At 32.3% G+C, this 19,133-nt stretch carries 21 protein-coding genes and 1 other RNA gene; 11 read left to right on the top strand and 11 right to left on the bottom strand.

Features of this window, described 5'->3' with window-relative positions; genetic code table 11:
• A complete protein-coding gene (locus FQU23_RS05365; RefSeq protein ID WP_147672955.1) occupies positions 1–477 on the top strand; it encodes a helix-turn-helix domain-containing protein in 477 nt (158 codons plus the stop codon).
• Between the two features lie 66 nt (positions 478–543).
• Here FQU23_RS05365 and FQU23_RS05360 read toward each other — a convergent pair whose 3' ends face one another.
• Positions 544–1,095 (bottom strand): 1-acyl-sn-glycerol-3-phosphate acyltransferase, encoded by a 552-nt coding sequence (locus FQU23_RS05360; RefSeq protein ID WP_147672954.1) that lies wholly within the window; start codon positions 1,093–1,095, stop codon positions 544–546.
• A 62-nt stretch (positions 1,096–1,157) separates the two neighbouring features.
• On the opposite strand from FQU23_RS05360, the gene FQU23_RS05355 reads away from it, so the two are divergent.
• Together FQU23_RS05355 and FQU23_RS05350 are read left to right on the top strand one after the other, a co-directional pair.
• On the top strand, positions 1,158–1,823 hold the full coding sequence (locus FQU23_RS05355) for a spermidine synthase (protein WP_147672953.1): 666 nt from the start codon (positions 1,158–1,160) through the stop codon (positions 1,821–1,823).
• An 83-nt stretch (positions 1,824–1,906) separates the two neighbouring features.
• A complete protein-coding gene (locus FQU23_RS05350) occupies positions 1,907–2,617 on the top strand; it encodes a potassium channel family protein (protein WP_147672952.1) in 711 nt (236 codons plus the stop codon).
• Position 2,618: 1 nt separating this feature from the next.
• On the opposite strand, the gene kdsB is transcribed toward FQU23_RS05350, so the two are convergent.
• From kdsB to FQU23_RS05330, 4 genes are all read right to left on the bottom strand, one after another.
• Positions 2,619–3,344 carry a 3-deoxy-manno-octulosonate cytidylyltransferase gene (kdsB, locus tag FQU23_RS05345; RefSeq protein WP_147672951.1) on the bottom strand — a complete coding sequence of 242 codons (726 nt, stop codon included), beginning with the start codon at positions 3,342–3,344 and terminating at the stop codon, positions 2,619–2,621.
• Positions 3,345–3,507: 163 nt separating this feature from the next.
• Positions 3,508–3,585 carry a hypothetical protein gene (locus FQU23_RS05340; RefSeq protein WP_317165181.1) on the bottom strand — a complete coding sequence of 26 codons (78 nt, stop codon included), beginning with the start codon at positions 3,583–3,585 and terminating at the stop codon, positions 3,508–3,510.
• A 177-nt stretch (positions 3,586–3,762) separates the two neighbouring features.
• Positions 3,763–4,848, bottom strand: a complete 1,086-nt coding sequence (locus FQU23_RS05335) for an acyltransferase family protein (protein ID WP_147672950.1) — start codon at positions 4,846–4,848, stop codon at positions 3,763–3,765.
• 45 nt (positions 4,849–4,893) lie between these two features.
• Positions 4,894–6,315, bottom strand: coding sequence for an ATP-dependent RecD-like DNA helicase (locus FQU23_RS05330; protein WP_147672949.1), 1,422 nt, complete (start codon positions 6,313–6,315; stop codon positions 4,894–4,896).
• A gap of 222 nt (positions 6,316–6,537) precedes the next feature.
• Here FQU23_RS05330 and FQU23_RS05325 point away from each other — a divergent pair, with 222 nt between their 5' ends.
• The gene (locus FQU23_RS05325) at positions 6,538–7,359 is read left to right on the top strand and encodes a DUF3822 family protein (protein WP_132109683.1); all 822 of its coding nucleotides are present in this window, start codon (positions 6,538–6,540) and stop codon (positions 7,357–7,359) included.
• Positions 7,356–7,946 carry an RsmD family RNA methyltransferase gene (locus tag FQU23_RS05320; protein ID WP_147672948.1) on the top strand — a complete coding sequence of 197 codons (591 nt, stop codon included), beginning with the start codon at positions 7,356–7,358 and terminating at the stop codon, positions 7,944–7,946. The genes FQU23_RS05325 and FQU23_RS05320 overlap by 4 nt, the downstream gene beginning before the upstream one ends.
• Before the next feature lie 81 nt (positions 7,947–8,027).
• On the opposite strand, the gene FQU23_RS05315 is transcribed toward FQU23_RS05320, so the two are convergent.
• From FQU23_RS05315 to rnpB, 3 genes are all read right to left on the bottom strand, one after another.
• On the bottom strand, positions 8,028–8,564 hold the full coding sequence (locus FQU23_RS05315) for a hypothetical protein (RefSeq protein ID WP_147672947.1): 537 nt from the start codon (positions 8,562–8,564) through the stop codon (positions 8,028–8,030).
• A gap of 140 nt (positions 8,565–8,704) precedes the next feature.
• Positions 8,705–9,637: a ketopantoate reductase family protein gene (locus tag FQU23_RS05310; protein WP_147672946.1), complete on the bottom strand. Its 933-nt coding sequence runs from the start codon at positions 9,635–9,637 to the stop codon at positions 8,705–8,707.
• A gap of 26 nt (positions 9,638–9,663) precedes the next feature.
• Positions 9,664–10,004: RNase P RNA component class A (gene rnpB, locus FQU23_RS05305), an RNA gene on the bottom strand.
• 118 nt (positions 10,005–10,122) lie between these two features.
• Between rnpB and FQU23_RS05300 the strand changes: the two genes are divergently transcribed.
• From FQU23_RS05300 to FQU23_RS16155, 5 genes are all read left to right on the top strand, one after another.
• Complete coding sequence (locus FQU23_RS05300; protein ID WP_147672945.1) at positions 10,123–10,434, top strand: hypothetical protein; 312 nt, start codon at positions 10,123–10,125, stop codon at positions 10,432–10,434.
• 84 nt (positions 10,435–10,518) lie between these two features.
• Complete coding sequence (locus FQU23_RS05295; protein WP_147672944.1) at positions 10,519–10,821, top strand: hypothetical protein; 303 nt, start codon at positions 10,519–10,521, stop codon at positions 10,819–10,821.
• A 69-nt stretch (positions 10,822–10,890) separates the two neighbouring features.
• Entirely contained in the window at positions 10,891–11,190 is a 300-nt protein-coding gene (locus FQU23_RS05290) for a hypothetical protein (protein ID WP_147672943.1), read from the top strand.
• Positions 11,191–11,263: 73 nt separating this feature from the next.
• Positions 11,264–12,349 (top strand): DNA polymerase III subunit gamma/tau, encoded by a 1,086-nt coding sequence (gene dnaX, locus FQU23_RS05285; RefSeq protein ID WP_147672942.1) that lies wholly within the window; start codon positions 11,264–11,266, stop codon positions 12,347–12,349.
• A gap of 59 nt (positions 12,350–12,408) precedes the next feature.
• A complete protein-coding gene (locus tag FQU23_RS16155; protein ID WP_245181074.1) occupies positions 12,409–12,981 on the top strand; it encodes a DNA polymerase III subunit gamma/tau in 573 nt (190 codons plus the stop codon).
• Positions 12,982–13,105: 124 nt separating this feature from the next.
• Here FQU23_RS16155 and FQU23_RS05275 read toward each other — a convergent pair whose 3' ends face one another.
• The 3 genes from FQU23_RS05275 to FQU23_RS05265 form a co-directional block, all read right to left on the bottom strand.
• Entirely contained in the window at positions 13,106–13,996 is an 891-nt protein-coding gene (locus FQU23_RS05275; protein WP_147672941.1) for a Ppx/GppA phosphatase family protein, read from the bottom strand.
• Positions 13,997–14,057: 61 nt separating this feature from the next.
• On the bottom strand, positions 14,058–16,127 hold the full coding sequence (ppk1, locus tag FQU23_RS05270; protein ID WP_132109691.1) for a polyphosphate kinase 1: 2,070 nt from the start codon (positions 16,125–16,127) through the stop codon (positions 14,058–14,060).
• Positions 16,128–16,132: 5 nt separating this feature from the next.
• Entirely contained in the window at positions 16,133–16,618 is a 486-nt protein-coding gene (locus tag FQU23_RS05265; protein ID WP_132109692.1) for a SixA phosphatase family protein, read from the bottom strand.
• Positions 16,619–17,583: 965 nt separating this feature from the next.
• On the opposite strand from FQU23_RS05265, the gene FQU23_RS05260 reads away from it, so the two are divergent.
• Positions 17,584–19,133, top strand: a 1,550-nt coding sequence (locus FQU23_RS05260; RefSeq protein ID WP_209282324.1) for a SprB repeat-containing protein, incomplete at its 3' end; no start/stop codon positions are given.

Genomic DNA, 19,133 nt, shown 5'->3' with positions numbered 1-19,133 from the left:
ATGGTAAACATTGAGGATTTTATAAAACGACTCGAAATTATATTGGATTATTACGGTTTAAACGCTTCCGCATTTTCAGATAAAATTGGCGTACAACGTTCTAGTTTGTCTCATCTTCTATCCGGTAGAAACAAACCTAGTTTGGATTTTATTCTTAAAATTCTAGATGTTTTTCCTGATGTGGATTTGTATTGGATTTTGAACGGTAAGGGTAGTTTTCCGAAAAATAGTGAGCCTATTCACAAACAAGAAAATAATTTGGAAGCGATTGACAGAACAATTCCAACTGTTCCAACTCCTGAAGTTACAACTACGCGAGATCTATTTTCTGAAGAAAAAAATAAGGACGATAAAAATAGTTTCGCTTCAAAAAGTGAAGAAATTCAAAACGCTGTCAACTCATCCATTTCTGCTGATGTCGAAAAAATTGTATTTTTTTATAGGGACGGTACTTTTAAAGTTTTTACGCCAAACTAAAAAAGCCAATCCTTTTTTAAGTCTAAGTCTTGGCTTTTTAATAGTACAACTAATTCTAAATGTAAATTATTCTTTGAATCCTCTTCCAGGAATCTTTCCTTCTACTCCTTTAAAATGTTTTTTTAAAATAGTAAGATCTTCCTCAAGATTTCCTGTTGGCATTAAAGGAGCTCCTAGATTAACTTCTTTTTTTCCAAAATCAAATGCTACTGGAATTATTGGCACATTTGCTTTTAAAGCGATATAGTAAAATCCGGTTTTAAGTTGGTCTACTTTATTGCGAGTTCCTTCGGGAGCTATCGCAAGACGAAAAACTTCCCTTCTACTAAATATAGCTGCAATTGAATCTACTTTATTCATCCCGCCAGATCGATCAAGTGGTTCCCCGCCCATATATTTAAAATAGTGACCAAACGGAAAAGTAAATAATTCCTTTTTCCCCACAAAGTTCATTTCTAATCCGGTAATTCCTCTAGTAAAAATCCCCAGATAAAAGTCGTGGGCACTAGTATGTGGCATCACCATCAGTATGCATTTCTTAATGTTAGGATCAATCTCGCCAACAATCTTCCAACCCATAAGCCGGAAAAAGATCCATTTATAAATTTGTTTTTTCATTACTATGTAATTTGTTGCAAAATATATAATTTAAAACTTATTTTTGATAAAAACCGTTGTTGATGCTAAAAAAAGTACTTAGTTACCTTATTCCCATTAAAATTCATACCGAAAAGTCGTCTCTTAGTAAATCTATTGAGATCACTTGGGCTAACGGTCAATTAGTATTGGATTCAGAAAGCACTAATTACTCTTATGGTAGTTTGCAACGTGTTTTAAGATATGGATTGAAAAACATCGGATTTGACAAAATCGTTAAAATGGAGCACATTTTAATTCTTGGCGTTGCCGGCGGCAGCGTTGTAAAAACTTTAGTTGATGAAATTAAATTTGGTGGTCAAATTACCGGTGTCGAAATTGATCCTGATATTATCAAGATTGCTAATCAGTATTTTAAGTTGGATGAAATTCAGCAGCTGGAAATCATAATTGACGATGCTTTCGAATTTGTTTTGAAAACCAAAGAGAAGTACGATCTGATTGTCATTGATGTATTTCAGGATACTACCATGCCGAACTTTCTTTATGAAAGTTATTTTACTAATCGCGTTTGCTATTTACTAAAAAGTAAAGGTTTTGTACTTTTTAACACCATGCTTTTAAATAAGCAAGATAACCTTAGAAATGAAAAATATATTGCTGATTTTTGCACGGTCAATCACAATATAAAATCGATACCTAGAATTGAAGTTCACAATGAACTAATTGTGATCGAAAAAAAAATGTAATCAATTTTTAAATAATCTGCTTTTCCTTTTTCTTAACTAAAACATATTTCGTATTTTCCATAGGAATAGCAAAATTAAACTTGATGAAAAAAATCATTCGCAAACTGCTCTTGGGCAATGTAACTAAAAAGGAAAATCCACAGTTTAATCCTATTCAAAGGCGAATTCAGAATATAAAAGCAATTTGGAATAACGACCATCAAGATGACAATGGAATTGAAAAAATTGTTCGTTTATTTCTTTCCTCCTCACAGTTATTCTTCCCTGGAATATATATAAAGTATTTAGTTGCTAAAAAAGGTGCTGAGTATGAAGACCTGGCAGTAGATTTTTATGTGTTATTAAAAGTCGCTTTTCCGTTACTGATTTTAATGAACCACTGGCAAAATAACCATCTCGTTCTTGAGATAATGGCTTATGTTATGCTTGAAACGATCTTGTACATTCCTACATTGATATTTGCGTCTGATTTATTTTCGAAACCGCGTTCTTATAAAAGGTCAATGTTATTGCTCTTTTTTAATTATATCGAAATGGTATTCGGTTTTGCTGTTTTGTATTCCTTTACAAATAATTTTAACAAACCCTTTACGCATTGGTTTGATGCCATCTATTTTAGTACCGTAACGGCATCCACCATTGGCTACGGAGATTTTTATCCCGTGGATCCTTTTGGGAAATTTTTGGCGAGTGTACAATCTATGATCGTATTGATGTTTGTGGTTTTATTCCTGAATTTTTTCTCTACCAAAATAAAATCAAAAGGCTATTTTGATCAAGACAACAAGGACTAATTTAAAGCATCAGTCTTGCTCTTTCTAAATCTTCGGGAGTATCGATTCCAATCCCTACATGGGTTGTTTCGACCATTTTTATTCTTTTTCCAAACTCTAAATAACGTAGTTGTTCCAGTTTTTCGGATGCTTCCAATGATTTCATTGGCAAATTATAAAAATCTAACAAAGCCTGTTTCCTGAAAGCATAAATGCCGATGTGCTGCATGTACCGAACACCCACATTCTTCTCCCTAGGATATGGAATCACCGAACGAGAGAAATACAAAGCAAAACCATTTTGATCTATTACTACTTTAACATTGTTGGGATTAGTAATATCTTCTTCCTCTTTAATTTCTCGCATTAAAGAAGCCAAATCAACCTGAGCGGCAGTGTCTTTTCTAAAAACATCAATCAATTTTACCAAAGGTTCAGTATCGATAAACGGTTCGTCGCCCTGTACATTAACTACTATTTCTACCTCTAGATTTGCTATTGCTTCTGCAATTCGATCACTCCCCGACTCGTGTTCTTTGATGCTCATAATGGCTTTTCCGCCATGAGAAATAATTTCGTCATAGATTAAATCAGAATCTGTTACTACAAAAACATCGTCAAACAAATGCGTGTTTACTGCGGCTTCATAAGTTCTTAAAATCACGGTTTTACCACCAAGGTCTTGCATTAATTTTGCTGGAAATCGTGTGGAAGCATATCGGGCAGGAATAACGGCTATTATTTTCATGTTTTATTTTTGGAATTACTGAAGCACGAAGTTAGGTAGTTTATTTTAAAAGGGTAACTTTATTAGACTCGAATTAAACGTATAATTCATAAATTTTCTAAGTTCTTGGAAAGAATTCAAATAAAAAAAGCAAACCTCACGTAATTATAGTGAGGTTTGCTTTTTAAATATTCAGATTAGTATAGTGTCCTTTTAAACTATGGATCAATAAAGTATTATCATCCGGAATTTCATAAACAATACGATGTTCTTCATTTATCTTTCTTGACCAAGTACAGTAATATTTTTGACTCCTTTTAGATGTTCCAAAAGTGCCTTAACAAATGAAACGTAATTTTCATCGACTTCAATAGTTATTGTACTCATAATATGGTTTTTAATACTATAAATACAATAAAAAATTAATCTTCTTTTAGAACTACGATAAACCTTTAGGTTTCTTAATCAAAACTCTTTTTAAATATTTATTTACTGGGTTTTCAAACCAGATTAAACTCATATAACTTATTAGAAGCGAAACGATTAGAATAATCGAAATGATATAATATTCGTTGGCAATGTGAAGATGCAATTTATTGAATTGGAGGAAATATTTCAAAACTAATTGATGAAACATATAGAAACCAAAACTTATTTCGCCAAGTAAAATCAAGGTGTTATTAGATAATAATTTTGATAAAACACCTTTTTGGAAAGAGAAAACTAATATTAAAAAACTCATTGGTAACCAATAATAAACGGAGTATCGTACTACTAGAGGTAGCTCGCGATGAAATATAAAGAAAACAATTAGTAATACTAAAGAACTAAATTCTAAGATATTGTAATTAATTACTCGCTCTCTATTTTTTATTTTAAAATATAATTCGAAAAGTAAAATCCCCACGATAAAATCAAAAATCCTAAAAAACGGATTTACATAGAAAAGGCTTTTATAATATATAGGTGGGACTAGTAACATCAATAATGGCACCAAAAGCAAAAACGGAATCAATAAACTCTTATTGTATTTAAGATTTTTTAGTTTCGCTATTAAAAGAATTATTAAAGGAAACATCAAATAGAAAAAGAGTTCAGTAGAGATACTCCAAGACGGAGAATTAAAAGAAAAGTATATTTTCTTTATGGGAATAAAACTTTGGGTTAGTGTAGAATTAAAAAGCAACTGTTTCAACCATAATGAAATCTCAAAATTCATATTTTGAAGTGTCAACGGCACAGCAATTAATAATGTCAATAAATGCAGCGGATAGATTCTAGCAATTCTAGCGATATAAAAATTAGATTTTGATGTTTTCTTGTTAATGATTGAATCCCTGTAATTATAAGCCAAGATAAAACCACTTAGAATAAAAAAGAAACTAACTCCAATATAGCCTTCTTTTAATATGAACTCATGAATCCACCTTAAATTGGGTGATTTGCTTTTTGCCAAAAAAGTCATATGATGTACAAATATCATAAATGCAAAAAAGAAGCGTAATGAAGTAAGTGGTTTTATCATTTATATATAAAAATTAGATTGGGTTATGACAGCTAAAAAATAAAACTACTCCACAAAACTCTCATCTTTAAAACCGATCAAATATAATTTATTTTTTGCTCTCGTCATAGCAGTATACAACCACCGAATGTAGTCTCTGTCAATTCCATTAGGTAAATATGGCTGTTCAATAAAAACTGTATTCCACTGCCCCCCTTGCGATTTATGACAGGTAATGGCATAGGAGAATTTTACTTGTAAACCATTAAAATATTCGTTGGCTTTTACTTTTTGAAACTGCTTGTACTTGGTTTCTCCTTCATAATCTTTCAAAACTTCCTGATACAATCTATTGGATTCTTCATAAGTCAATGACGGTGATTCACTTTTTATAGTATCTAATAGTAAAACTGTTTCAAAAGGTTTTTGATCTGGATAATCGACCATTCTAATTTTTACGTTGGCAAACTTAAAACCGTACAATTCTTTAATATTGAAAATTTCTAATATTTCGATAATATCGCCATTAGCAATAAATCCAGCATGATCTGAATCTTTCAACCAAAAATAATTATTCTTTACGACCATCAAGAAATCGCCTGATGACAATTCGCTTTCTTTATCGAGAATTTTGGTTCTAATTTGTTCATTGTATTGATTCGCTCTTTTATTCGAACGAACAATAAAAGCGGTGTCCTCTATACTATAATTGCTATAAGCCGAATTGATTGCATCCTGAATATCGTAGCCATCAGTTAGGCGAACGATATCTTTAAATTTTCGAACATTAAATTTAAACTCTGTGATAAAAGAATCTTTCAATAACTCGCGAAGCTCCGTAGCATTATACAAAATTCCAGAATCTTCTTCCTGACGCATTACTTCGTCAAGTTCTATATATTCGACTTCCTTATTGTAATTCAAACTTAAAGTGTGAGTATCTAGTGCAGGGCTGATGTCTAAATTCACTGGCGGCAACTGAGCCGTGTCACCCAGCAGCAGCATCTTACAATTAGTTCCTGAATACACATAAGAAATCAAATCATCAAGCAAAGAACCATTTTCATAGAGTTTAGAATCCGAGTTAGTATCCGAAATCATCGAAGCTTCATCGACTATAAAAATGGTGTTTTTATGTTTATTTTGTTGCAAGGTAAAAGAAACGCCACCAACGGAAGACTTCTTCGGGAAGTAGATCTTTTTATGAATCGTAAAAGCGGGTTTGTTCGAATAACTGGCAATAACTTTAGCTGCTCGACCAGTTGGCGCCAGCAAAACATATTTTTTATCAATGTCCAAAAGGTTATTTACAATTGTCGAAATCACAGTCGTTTTTCCCGTTCCTGCATATCCTTTTAGAACAAAAATCGTGTCGTTATGAGTATCAGTTAAGAAAATAGCAATTTTTTGAAAAAAAATATCCTGTTTGTAGGTAGGTACAAAAGGAAATTTATTTCGGATAAGGCTATAAAACGAGGAGGAATTCATCTGACAAATTTTAACTGCAAAGTAAGGGTTTCAATCTCAAAAATCAATGCATTTATCTAATTCAATTTCGATTTTAGTTTCGATTATTCTAATAAATTATTTGTACTGCTTTTTGCAGTTGGCGTGGTCATAGTCATTGCTATTGTTATTTTAATTTGTAAGTTTGTCATCGCATTTAATCTTTTTGTTTTTCTAAAGACAGAATGGATTATAAATCAGATTATGTCTACACAAAACACGAATATTACCGAAAAAAAATATAAAAAACTCTCCATTCAAGTTTCCTTGTCTGGTTTGTCTTTTTGCTGTTTTGACACACTCAATAACACAATTACTTCCTTTAATGAAGTGCATTTTGATTCATTTCATAAAGGAATTAAAATTGAAGATTTATTTTCGAATGCCTTTAGAGATTATCCGGAATTAACCGAAACCTATGATGATGTATTAATTATTCACAATAATAATTTGTCCACATTTGTTCCCGCACCACTTTTCGACGAAAATTTTCTGGGAAGTTATTTACAATACAATACCAAGGTTTTTGACACTGATTTTTTTGCATACGACGAAATCAGTAATTACCAAATTAATTCGGTTTACATTCCTTATGTAAATATGAACAACTTTTTTATTGATCAATTTGGCACTTTCGATTACAAACATGCCAACAGTATTTTAGTGTCAACTCTTTTGGATGCATCCAAAAATATTGACGATAAGAAAATGACCGTTCATTTTAGTGAAGGACATTTTGAGATTATTGTGATTCAAAATCAGAAGCTTTTGTTATTCAATTCATTTGATTATCAAACTCCTGAAGATTTTATTTATTATGTATTGTTTACCGCCGAACAATTGAGTTTAAATCCAGAATCTTTCGCATTAGAACTAATTGGAAATATTGACACCGAAAGTGATTTTTTCAAAATAGCATACAAATACATCCGTAACGTTTCACTAATTGATGTGGAAGATTTACGATGGAATAATTATTTTTCTGAGGCCGAAAACAGAAATCATTTTATACTTTTCAACTCATGAGAATCATTTCAGGAAAATACAAGGGAAGACGCATTTCTCCGCCAAAAGGCTTACCCGTTCGTCCCACTACCGATATGTCTAAGGAAGCATTATTCAATGTTATCAACAACCATTTTAATTTTGATGGTTTGAAAATATTGGATTTATTCGCAGGAACCGGAAACATCAGTTATGAATTTGCCTCCAGAGGTAGCGAGCCTATTACCTCAGTAGATGGTGATTTTGGCTGTGTGAAATTCATAAAGCAAGTAGCAGCCGAGTATGATTTTAATATTGCAGCAACTAAGAGTGATGTTTTTAAATTTTTGGAAAGAAACAATGCTAGTTTCGACATTATTTTTGCAGATCCACCGTACGGTCTGGACCAAAAGATTTTTGAGAAAATTGTCTTATTGATTTTCGAAAAAAACACACTTAACGACGATGGGATGATGATAATCGAACATTCTAAATACACCAAGTTAGACCATATGGATAATTTTTCGTTCAAGAAAAGTTACGGCGGTTCTATTTTTAGTTTCTTCGAATTAAGTTCCGCCGACCAAGAAACAGATCCTGATCTTTTTGAAGATGGCGAAGAAGAATAAAAATCATTAAACCTATATAAATACTAAAGTCCCCGTGAAAACGAGGACTTTTTTTTATGTCTTTAAAATCATTTAATAAAACTATTTCCCAATAACCCAACCCAATGAAAAATTAGCAATTGGAGTAAATTCATCTTCAAATTTATCCATATTATACCCAATTCCTAAATTCAAGCCTAGATTAAAATTGCCTTTATAGGTGCGCTCAAATCCCCAAACTGGCCCAACAGTTAATGACGGAATTGTTTTCGAGAAAGAATCATTTGTAGTGCTAGATTCAAAAAAATAAGCTGCGGTAAATGCAACAAATCCTCCAGAATTATGTGCTGTAACTTTACCTTTTGCAGCTCTCTTTTCTAAATTATAGTAGTGTCGAAATTGTTCGTTTATTACGGGATAAAAATCCCAAGTAGAACCAATAAAACTATGCGAGCGATACCCAAAACCTAAGCTAACTTCAGAATATAAGGTATTTTTAGCATTAAATCCATGCTCGTACACAATCCCTGGAACAAGAACATTAATTTTGAATTGACTTTTTTCTACTGTGGGTTTGTCTTGTGCCTGTAAAGTAGTGAAGACAAGTAGTATTGAAAATAGTGTAAACTTCCTTTTCATTTGTAAAACGGTTTGTTAAGTAGTATATTTTGTACTTGGTTCGAAATTAAAACACTACACAAACATAATTAATAGATTACAAATACAAACAGCTACTCAAACTTATTTTTGATTTTTTATAATCTTAAAAGAAAATAATCTTAAGATTCCAATTTCTCTGATAATTTATCCAGCACCTTTTTATAAGTAGGCATTTCCATTTCGTATTTCAGACCTTCATTTACCACAAATTCAGTCAAAGAAGCCAGTTCAAATTTTCTGCCAGCTAATACATCGCGATGCATCGATGAAGTAGCGTCTTTTGGAGTTTTTTCCAGTTTAAGAATCGCCTGCATTACAATATCATTAGGCAAGTTCAATCCTTTTACAGCGGCTAAGATGGTAATCTCGTTTAAGAGTTCAACATAGACTATTCTATTAGAATTACTATTTATGATTTCGCCAATATTTTGGTTTAAATAAGATGTAGCTGAAGCCAAAGCAGAAATAAAAACAAATTTCTCCCAGACCTTTTCTTCTATATCATCAACGAAATCACTATCAATGGACGCGTTTTTAAAAATAAGTTGTAATGCTTTCAGTCTAGCAATTGGTGCTGTATTAGAGCCAAAATATAGTTTTTCAAAAGACCCCATTTTTCTAATTACTCCTGGAGATTGAATCATTGAAATGATATACACGCAGCCTTGTAATACTTCATTATCAGGATAAAGGGTACTTATTCTTTCGGGTGCATCGACTCCATTATATAAAGGAAGGAAAATTGTATTTTTAGTAATGCATTTTTCTAATGCGAGAAGACTTTCTTCAATATCATACGTTTTTGTCGCACAAATAAGATAATCGAGTTTCCCGATGACAAGCGGATCATTAGAAACTATACTTGGAAAGGCTATGATTTCATTTTCGTCACTGACGATCTTTAATCCTGAAGCTGCGATTGCTTTTTGAGTTTCCCCGCGAGCTATAAAAACAATTTCGATTTGGTCTAATTCAGCGTAGGCTTTCGCCAATAATCCACCAAAATAACCACCTACTCCACCCATTCCTAAAATTCCAATTCTTGTAAGCATAGAAAAAGTATAATCAAAAACGTTAAAAAAAAAACAGACCTATAAGCCGGATTCTGTTAACACTGAATTAATTTCAGTGTCACCTTATCATTTATCTAGTCTCGTTGTTACCAACGAGATCAAGCTATCTACCCTTCAACAACGGACGAGAAGCCCTTAAATGCTGATATACTTGATATTTCACCGCATAGAGTTTACCTGGTTTCACTACAGCATTACCTGTACATACTTTCTGTTGCACTTGTCCTAATCTTGCCTTTGCAGACAAAACCGACGGGTGTTACCCGCTATGCTTCTCCATGGTGTCCGGACTTTCCTACTTGTCTCGTTCCTAAAAACGAGACGAGTCGATAAGGCGGTCTGTCGTGCAAATTTACAACATTTTTAATGCCAAGTCAACAATTGAGTTTCTAGTTTAACAGCTATTTTACAAAGTCTTAATTTTAAATTGGTTATCTTTAGAATTAATTAAAAAGCCGGTCACTATGAAACCTATTTATCATTATTCAACAGTATCAGAAGCTCTTAATGAATTAAGACAATTGGGATTTGAATACGATTATAATATCCATCACGAGGATATTATTAGAAATCCTGCTGATCATGATATAGAACATGTTTATCGATATGAAGGAAATTCTGATCCCGGTGATTCGGCCATAGTGTATGGTATTAAATCAGTGGATGGAAAAAAAGGTGTTTTTGTTACCGGCTTTTCAGCAACTTCAGGAAATCAAGCAGCAATTGTACTCGCTAAGTTGTGTATCACAAATAGTGAAAATCAATGTAGAACTTAATTATCGTCTTTTAATAAAATAAAATTAGCTTTGTTACACCTAATCTATTAACCTCCAATAATTAAATTCCTTAAAATAAAAATTATGACTAAAATGTATCATTATGCCACGGTTTCCAAAGCTTTAGACGAACTAAATGAAAATGGATTTACTTATGACTTCAACCTTCACGAAGAAGAAATTGCAAAAAACCCTCAAAAATATGAAATCAAGCACATTTATCGCTATGAAGGGGATACAGATCCTGGGGACGAAGCAGTGGTTTATGGAATTCAATCAATTTCTGGAAAAAAAGGAGTTTTTGTAGCTGGCTTTGCTGCAAATTCAGTGACTAAGGCCGCTCAAGCACTAATAGAAATCAGCATAAAAAATCGAACTAAATCATAAAAATAATCTATAAATTTTCATGAAAGCAATTTTAGGATTTATAAGTTTAAAATGAACTAAAAAAATATTATGGAACATAACTATCACTATGCCACTGTATCAAAAGCCTTAGAAGAATTAAAAGAAAAAGGATTCACTTATGATTTTAACCTTCATGAAGAGGACATTGTAAATAATCCCAATGATTATCAAATTGTCCACATTTACCGTTATGAAGGAAATACAAATCCAGACGACGAAGCCATCGTTTACGGAATACGGACAAAATCTGGTAAAAACGGTGTTTTTGTAAGTGGATTTGCAGCAAATTCAGTTAGTGATGCCGCACAAGTGTTAATTAATATTACTATTAAAGGTAGAAATAAATAATTTCTGAATTAAACAAATTATCGTTTTCATAATATAATGGCAATGCCTATATTTGCTTTCGAATATAAAATTTATGGAACAATTTGTTGTATCGGCTCGTAAGTATCGTCCTCAAACATTTAATGATGTGGTGGGACAAAAGGCTATTACCAATACTTTATTGAATGCCATAGATAGTAATCATCTTGCCTCTGCCCTATTATTTACTGGTCCTAGAGGAGTTGGTAAAACAACTTGTGCTCGTATCTTAGCTCGAAAAATCAATCAACCGGGTTATGATGATCCTAATGAAGATTTTGCTTTTAATGTATTCGAATTAGATGCTGCCTCTAACAATTCTGTTGACGATATCAGGAACTTGATTGATCAAGTTCGTATTCCGCCACAAACCGGAAAATATAAAGTTTATATTATTGACGAGGTCCATATGTTGTCTTCAGCGGCTTTTAATGCTTTCCTGAAAACACTAGAAGAGCCGCCAAAACACGCCATCTTTATATTGGCAACGACCGAAAAGCATAAAATTATTCCAACGATTTTATCGCGTTGTCAGATTTTTGATTTCAAAAGAATCACCGTAAAAGACGCCAAAGAACATCTTGCCGAAGTTGCAACTAATCAAGGAATCGTATTTGAAGATGATGCCTTACACATTATTGCACAAAAAGCAGATGGTGCCATGCGTGACGCTTTGTCAATTTTTGACAGAGTAGTTTCTTATTGCGGAACAAATTTGACGCGTCAAGCTGTTACTGAGAACTTGAACGTATTAGATTATGAAACTTATATCACGGTTACCGATTTAATTCTTGAAAATAAAATTCCTGAGTTACTGATGGCTTTCAACGATATTCTTTCGAAAGGATTTGATGCGCATCACTTTGTATCTGGATTGGCTTCCCATTTTAGAGACTTATTAGTTAGTAAGACGCCTTCAACTTTAACTTTATTAGAAGTTGGTGAGCAAGCTCAAAAAATGTATGGATTGCAAGCACAAAAATGCAGTCAAGATTTTTTATTGAAAGGAATTGCCATAGCAAATGATTGTGATTTAAAATACAAGCTGAGTCAAAACCAACGATTGCTTGTTGAACTTTGCTTAATGCAACTTGCCTCTATCACTTTTGATGGAGAAAAAAAAAAGTTGAGTCCTTTATAATTCCCCCTACTTATTTTAGAAAAAATGATTATTCGATAGCTGACCAATCAAAAGCTGTGGTGGCAAAGCCAGTTGCTTTACAAGCTGTCGTGGAACCACAAGAAAATGTGTCTGAAAAGAAAATTGAATTTGTTTCTCCCAAAAAAGTAGAAGCAACTACAAATGAGCCTAAGATTTCAGCCTTTTCATTGTCTAGTATTCGTGCCAAAAAAGCATTAGAAGAAAGTAATAAATCGTATGTAAAGGAAGTAGTTGATTTCCCTACGGAGGCATTTACAGAAACAGAGATGTTATTGCAATGGACCAACTATGCAAAACGTTTAGGAGATAAAGGTTTTAAAATTATGGAGTCCTTATTGCTGATCAATGATCCCGTTTTGAATGGCTTTAACATTACAATCGAATTACCCAATGAAGGATCAAAGTTAGATTTTGAAAAAGAATTAAATGGCCTCTTAGGACATTTGAAAGGACATTTACACAATCACGATATTACAATCGATATTATTGTAAATGAAAGTTTCGAAAATAAAAAGAATTTTAATGACCAAGACCGCTACAATCGTTTACACGAAATAAATCCTAATATTGAATTGCTGCGAACTACGTTTGGATTAGATTTGAATGCCTAAAAGTCGCATTGTTGAGCACCATTTATTTCTTGTGTAACTCATTACTCAAAAAACTACTCTTCAATTTTAAGCAATTAGCCCAATATTACATAAATAACATTAGGCTTTTCTAAAGTACTTAAACCTATATTTTGCCAAAATACATGGCTTTTACAATTCCATCCGATAAACCTATTTTTGGAACATAAATTTGCCTTGCTCCACTCCATTTCATTGCATTGAGATAGATTCTAGTGGCTGGTATGATAACATCGGCACGATCTGGGTTTAATCCTAATTCCGAGATCCTTTGTTCGTATGACAATGAATTCAAGAAGGAATATTGTGAGTTCATATAAATATAAGACAATGGCTTTTCTTGAATTTTCCCCGACATTTTAAATAATTTATTAATGTTTCCACCAGATCCAATAAGGGTAACTTCTTCGTAATCTTTTGTATTAACTTTAATCCATTTTTCAATTTCATCCCATACCACATCGCAGACCATTCCGTTCAACAATCGAACCGTTCCTGCTTTAAAAGATTTGGAAGCAACTATTTTCCCGCCCGAAAAAAGTGTAAATTCTGTACTTCCACCACCCACATCTACAAAAAGATAGGTTTGATCTGTTTTTAGCAAATGATGCAAATCCGTTGAAGCAATAATTGCCGCTTCCATTTTACCATCAATAATATCGATGTTAACATCGGCTTTTTCCTTTATTAGGGCCACAATTTCTTTTCCATTGTAAGCCTCCCGCATTGCAGAGGTTGCAAATGCCTTATACGATTGAACTTTATGTACTTTCATCAAGAGATTGAATGCTTTCATGGCATCACACATTCTGTCGATATTTTCTTCAGATATTTCACCAACAGTAAAGGCGTCCTGCCCTAAACGAATAGGTACACGTACTAAGGAACTTTTATTAAATTGAGGTTCTTTACCCTCTTGTTCGACAATATTTACTACTAATAAACGCATGGCATTTGATCCAATATCGATTGCTGCGTATTTTTTTATGTTAATCATTCTTGATTATGATTTTGAATTTACTTTTTTACTGCTATATCAGTTAAAAAAAATGTTGTTTCTATGAAGTTTCAGCTAATAATTCGACTTTCTTTTGATAATATTCATAAGTTTCTATCTGAGCTCTAAATACAGGATCATCTTTTCTTTGGCGATACTTATTATCTAATAGCTCAGAATGAACACGTGCTTTTACGTTTCCTTTCCAACCTAAATCAAAATTGTCAATTAATTCTTTTTTAATTCCTTGATCATAAATTGGGCAGGTTACTTCTACCCTTCCATCAAGATTACGCGTCATAAAATCTGCAGAGGATATATAAACCTCCGTTTGTCCGGCATTTCCAAAAATATAGATTCTAGAATGTTCTAAATAGTTATCAACAATACTGATCGCTTCGATATTAGCACTCATCCCTTTCACTCCAGGAATCAATGAACAAATCCCTCTAACTTCCAGTTGTATTTTTACTCCTGCATTACTGGCTTCATACAATTTATCGATCATACCAAAATCAGATAAACTATTCATTTTTAGTTTGATGTATGTTTTTCGTCCAGCTAATGCATGCAGAATTTCTCTATCGATTAACTTATAGAATCGAATTCTAGTGTAATGAGGCGAGACAATTAGATGCTTGTAGCGATACAACCTATAGTTAATATTAAAGAAATCAAATATTTTGTTTATGTCTTTTAGAATCTGTTGATGACTAGTAAATAATGTCACATCAGTATATACCTTTGCCGTTGCCTCATTAAAGTTTCCTGTCGATATAAAGCCGTACCTTTTTACTTTACCATTTTCATTTCTTTCGATAACACATATTTTACTATGTACTTTAAGTCCCTTTACTCCAAAAATAAGTTCGATACCTTCCGTTTGCATTTGTTCAGCATAGGATATGTTTGACGCTTCATCAAATCGAGCTTGCAATTCAATTTGCACTGTTACTTTCTTACCATTTTTTGCGGCATTGATCAACGAGCTTATAATTTGCGAATTTTTAGCTAATCGATACAGTGTTATTTTTATAGTAGTGACTTTAGGATCTAATGCAGCTTCACGAAGAAACTTAGTGAGATATGAAAAGGTTTGATAAGGTGCATTCAATAGATAATCTTTTTCACTGATTTTCTCTAAGATACTACCTTCTAGACTTAATCCAGGAATGGGTAATGGATCGTTTTTTGCATACAATAAATCGAATCTCCCCAAATTTGGAAAATCCATGTAATCCCTTCTGTTATGATAGCGACCTCCTGGTATAATACTATCTGTAGAATCGATTTTCATCTTGTCAAGAAAGAATTTCAAGGTGTCTTTATCGATTGTTTGATCGTAGATAAAACGAACAGGTTCTCCTATTATTCTGTCTTTTACACTTGTCGAAATTTTCTCAAGCATACTTTTACTCAAATCGCTGTCAATATCTAATTGTGCATCACGACTAATCTTTATCATATGAGCACTAACACTTTGGTAATCAAAAATATTAAATATACTTTTTAAATTGTGTCTAATTACATCATCGATAAGAATTACATATTGCCTGTCATCATCTGAAGGTAAAACTACAAATCGATTCATCGTCTTTGGAATTTCGATAATTGCATAGCGAACTTCTGAATTTTTTTTCATGACTAATTTAATAGCCAAATACCCCATATTGTCTCTTAATAAAGGAAACTCAGATAAATCATTTAAGATTATAGTTACTAACTCAGGACTCAGTTTTTGTATAAAGAAATCTTTTAAATAAATTTCTTGATCAACTGAAATTTCATTCTCGTTAATGATGAAAATATTTTCGGCTTCTAGTTCAGTTTCAATTTTTTTAAGGATTAGAAGACTTGCAGTTTGATCTTCGATTACAATCTCTGTAATGTCTTTTACTAGTTGTTGAGCCGAAATACCTCCTAAAATTTTCTCTCCGCTTTTACCTGATAGACTTAGTCTGCGAATGGCTGCAAAACGAACTCTAAAAAACTCATCTAAATTATTCGAAAAAATTCCTAGGAATCGCAATCTGTCTAAAAGTGGTACTGAATCATCTGCTGCTTCTTGAAGTACTCTGGCATTAAAGGCTAACCAACTTTTCTCCCTATCTATATATTTTTTCTCTCGCACTATTTTTATTTTAAATCTTTTGGAACAATTATTTTTTGGGTGATACCTTTTTCAATTTCTTTCCAGTATTTGGTATCGAATTGTAAAGATACAAAACCAGCTGTAGGTACATTACTAATAAATGTATTTCCAAATTTATTAACAAAATTTGTAATTGCCGCATTATGTCCGAAAAGAATGATGCTTTCAAAACTATTATCACATGATTTTATAATCTTTTCCAATTGATTTTCGTCAAATGTGTATAGCTCGTCTTTATATACAATAGAATCTAAAGGGTATAAAATGTTTTGCGCAAAAATAGTTGCAGTATCTATCGCTCTTTTTGCAATACTACTCCATATTACAAATGTTTTAGGAATAAAATCCAAAATACTTAATGAAACTAGATGCGCATCTTTCATTCCTCTTTGCTCTAGTGGTCGATCAACATCTTTTAAAGGTACATCCCAATTAGATTTAGCATGTCGTATTAATATCAAATTTTTCATAATAAGTAGTATTAGTGTAAATCTCAATAGGAATTAACTGAAATAGAAAGATACAATTAATATTAATTAAATATGTTTTTTTGTTCGAAAGAAATATCATAAATAAATCATATTCAAAACAATGTACGTCAGTTATTTAAGACTAAAATTAGGTTTGTTTATTTAGAAAAATACCTGTTAAAAAGGGAGCTGTTTTATTTTGATACAATTAGCAAGAATTATCATCGATATGTACTGTTTTGATTTTCAATCATTTAGTTTTATAAATTATTAAAAATCAAAATCTTAAAGTAAAAAAGTTGGAATGATAGTAGGGATTAGAGCGTTCAACTTTTTGATACAACTGGGAAATGAAACATTATAGCAATCAATTATTTTTAAAATTTCGAAAGAATTAATTTATATACTCACATTAAACTAATGTGCTCAAACATCCTTTAAAATTGTTAAACTTTAACATAAAAATAAGGTTTTTCACAGTAATTTCTAAAAAAACATCTAAAACAGGCTCCGTTTTTTTGCAGAAATATGCAATTGAACGAGTATTTAGGTTATTCAAAGACAAAAAAATAAAAGGCTACTATTTCTTATTAATTTTGAATAACAATAATTAGATAAAAAATATTTTATTGAATTGCAATGGTTTCCTGCCCGAAATCTATCGTCCATTTTAAAAACAAAAAATCCTACTGTTATGATACTAATAATTACTCTTTTAATACTGGCAAAATTAATAGCCACTAGAATCAAATATTCAGAAATTCAATTTCTAAAATATTGGATTAGAATGCTTTCTCATAAAGCATTATTCATATCCTCCTTTTTTGATTCCCTTAAAACAAATTTTACCACTATAGTTGTGATTCCTTTTGAATCACATCTATTCGATGATCATTATTGTAAATCAGTGTAAACTTGAATTACTTCTACTAACAACCCATTTCTAACGATTTAAAAAAATCAATATGAAACCAAACTTTACTTACAAAAAATCTACAATTACTTTTTTTAGTTTAGCGACCTTTTTAGTTTTGTTGTTTTCAACTACGGTTGGATATTCTCAGACTATAGAGATTATGAATCCAAATGTTACATACAGCAGTATAGGAAACACAACTTCTTGTAATTCAAATGAAGTTATTATTGAAAAAGTTTTTCTAGGGGATGTTAGTGGAAATCCAATAACTAATTGTCCAGTAACAGGAGATGTTTTTATTTACATTAAACTTTCCAAAACTGCTACTAAATATGCATTGTATACAGAGTTTAAACTATTCATTGATGGAATTCAATATAAAATTGATGGTACAACTGTAACTAATGAATTCATTCAAGTAAAACAGGCACTTTCTACCGCTAATGGTACTAATCAATTAAGTACAACAACAAATTATCAAGTAGCAAAAATCCCTTATAATTGTGGAGCTTCCTTTGAGTTAAAAGATATATATGTATCTTGGGGTCCTAACGCAAGTACAAAGCCAGATGATGATCAAGATGGTCCGAAATGTGATAGCGGTGTTCCAAATATTACAGTTGATGGTCCACTAGAAGTTGATTTTACTTCTACCAGAGATTGTAATGCAATAACTGTTACTTCAGATGTTACAGGTGGTAAAATATATCAATCAGGTGGTTTAACAGCAATTCAGACACCATATAAACTTAAAATTAATTATGGTGATGGCACAGGAGATATCACAATCACTCCAAATCCAGATCTTTATAATGATACAAATCAAGAATTTATTGATTATGTTTTTTCAGCTCATTCTTACCCTGTAAACAATACGGCGATTCCGATAGTTTATACAATTACATTAACTGCAACAGATACCGCTACACCATCAGCGGCTTCTAAAACTAAAACCCATACTGTTACAATTTACCCGCAATTAGCAGGGCTTACTTTAACGCCTTCACAAACTTCATGTAATGGAAGTACAGGCAGTATTACTACTAGTGGAGCAACAGGAGGTAATGGAAGCTATACCTATGATTTGCTTTATGCGTCAACAAGTACAGGAAGTTATAGCGCAGCAGGACAACCAACTAATGGTGATATTAGTGGTAATTACACAGGTTTGGGAACAGGTTTTTATAAAGTTACAGTTAAAGATACTAATGGATGTTCCTTTACAAGTAACTTTGCACAAATAATTGTTGCAACACCACCAACAGTCACCAAAACCCAAACCAATGTATTGTGTTATGGTGCTTCGACTGGAGCAATAAACATTACTGTAGCAGGCGGCGTAGCACCATATACTTATGCTTGGACAGGAACAGGCGTTTCCGCCAGTTCAGAAGATCAAACAGGCTTGGCAGCAGGTGATTATATAGTGACTGTAACGGATGCCAATGGTTGTACTGCAACTACTTCGGTTACTATTGATGCGGCACCTGCACAAATAACTTTAACGGCTACTCCATCACAAATTGTATGTTTTGGTGGAAAAGCTTCGGTTACTTTATCTTCTAATGGTGTAGCTCCTTTCACTTATGGTGGAGATGC

The organism is Flavobacterium sp. XN-5 (genome assembly GCF_008033395.2).
GTDB lineage: Bacteria > Bacteroidota > Bacteroidia > Flavobacteriales > Flavobacteriaceae > Flavobacterium > Flavobacterium hiemivividum.
Note: the sequence above shows the minus strand (reverse complement) of the source record. Positions and strands in the feature narration are given on the sequence as shown.

Bases quoted from the DNA above. Each gene is read 5' to 3' on its own strand.
- FQU23_RS05365 (WP_147672955.1), top strand. From the start codon at position 1: ATGGTAAACATTGAGGATTTTATAAAACGACTCGAAATTATATTGGAT.
- FQU23_RS05360 (WP_147672954.1), bottom strand. From the start codon at position 1,095: ATGAAAAAACAAATTTATAAATGGATCTTTTTCCGGCTTATGGGTTGG.
- FQU23_RS05355 (WP_147672953.1), top strand. From the start codon at position 1,158: ATGCTAAAAAAAGTACTTAGTTACCTTATTCCCATTAAAATTCATACC.
- FQU23_RS05350 (WP_147672952.1), top strand. From the start codon at position 1,907: ATGAAAAAAATCATTCGCAAACTGCTCTTGGGCAATGTAACTAAAAAG.
- kdsB (WP_147672951.1), bottom strand. From the start codon at position 3,344: ATGAAAATAATAGCCGTTATTCCTGCCCGATATGCTTCCACACGATTT.
- FQU23_RS05335 (WP_147672950.1), bottom strand. From the start codon at position 4,848: ATGATAAAACCACTTACTTCATTACGCTTCTTTTTTGCATTTATGATA.
- FQU23_RS05330 (WP_147672949.1), bottom strand. From the start codon at position 6,315: ATGAATTCCTCCTCGTTTTATAGCCTTATCCGAAATAAATTTCCTTTT.
- FQU23_RS05325 (WP_132109683.1), top strand. From the start codon at position 6,538: ATGTCTACACAAAACACGAATATTACCGAAAAAAAATATAAAAAACTC.
- FQU23_RS05320 (WP_147672948.1), top strand. From the start codon at position 7,356: ATGAGAATCATTTCAGGAAAATACAAGGGAAGACGCATTTCTCCGCCA.
- FQU23_RS05315 (WP_147672947.1), bottom strand. From the start codon at position 8,564: ATGAAAAGGAAGTTTACACTATTTTCAATACTACTTGTCTTCACTACT.
- FQU23_RS05310 (WP_147672946.1), bottom strand. From the start codon at position 9,637: ATGCTTACAAGAATTGGAATTTTAGGAATGGGTGGAGTAGGTGGTTAT.
- FQU23_RS05300 (WP_147672945.1), top strand. From the start codon at position 10,123: ATGAAACCTATTTATCATTATTCAACAGTATCAGAAGCTCTTAATGAA.
- FQU23_RS05295 (WP_147672944.1), top strand. From the start codon at position 10,519: ATGACTAAAATGTATCATTATGCCACGGTTTCCAAAGCTTTAGACGAA.
- FQU23_RS05290 (WP_147672943.1), top strand. From the start codon at position 10,891: ATGGAACATAACTATCACTATGCCACTGTATCAAAAGCCTTAGAAGAA.
- dnaX (WP_147672942.1), top strand. From the start codon at position 11,264: ATGGAACAATTTGTTGTATCGGCTCGTAAGTATCGTCCTCAAACATTT.
- FQU23_RS05275 (WP_147672941.1), bottom strand. From the start codon at position 13,996: ATGATTAACATAAAAAAATACGCAGCAATCGATATTGGATCAAATGCC.
- FQU23_RS05265 (WP_132109692.1), bottom strand. From the start codon at position 16,618: ATGAAAAATTTGATATTAATACGACATGCTAAATCTAATTGGGATGTA.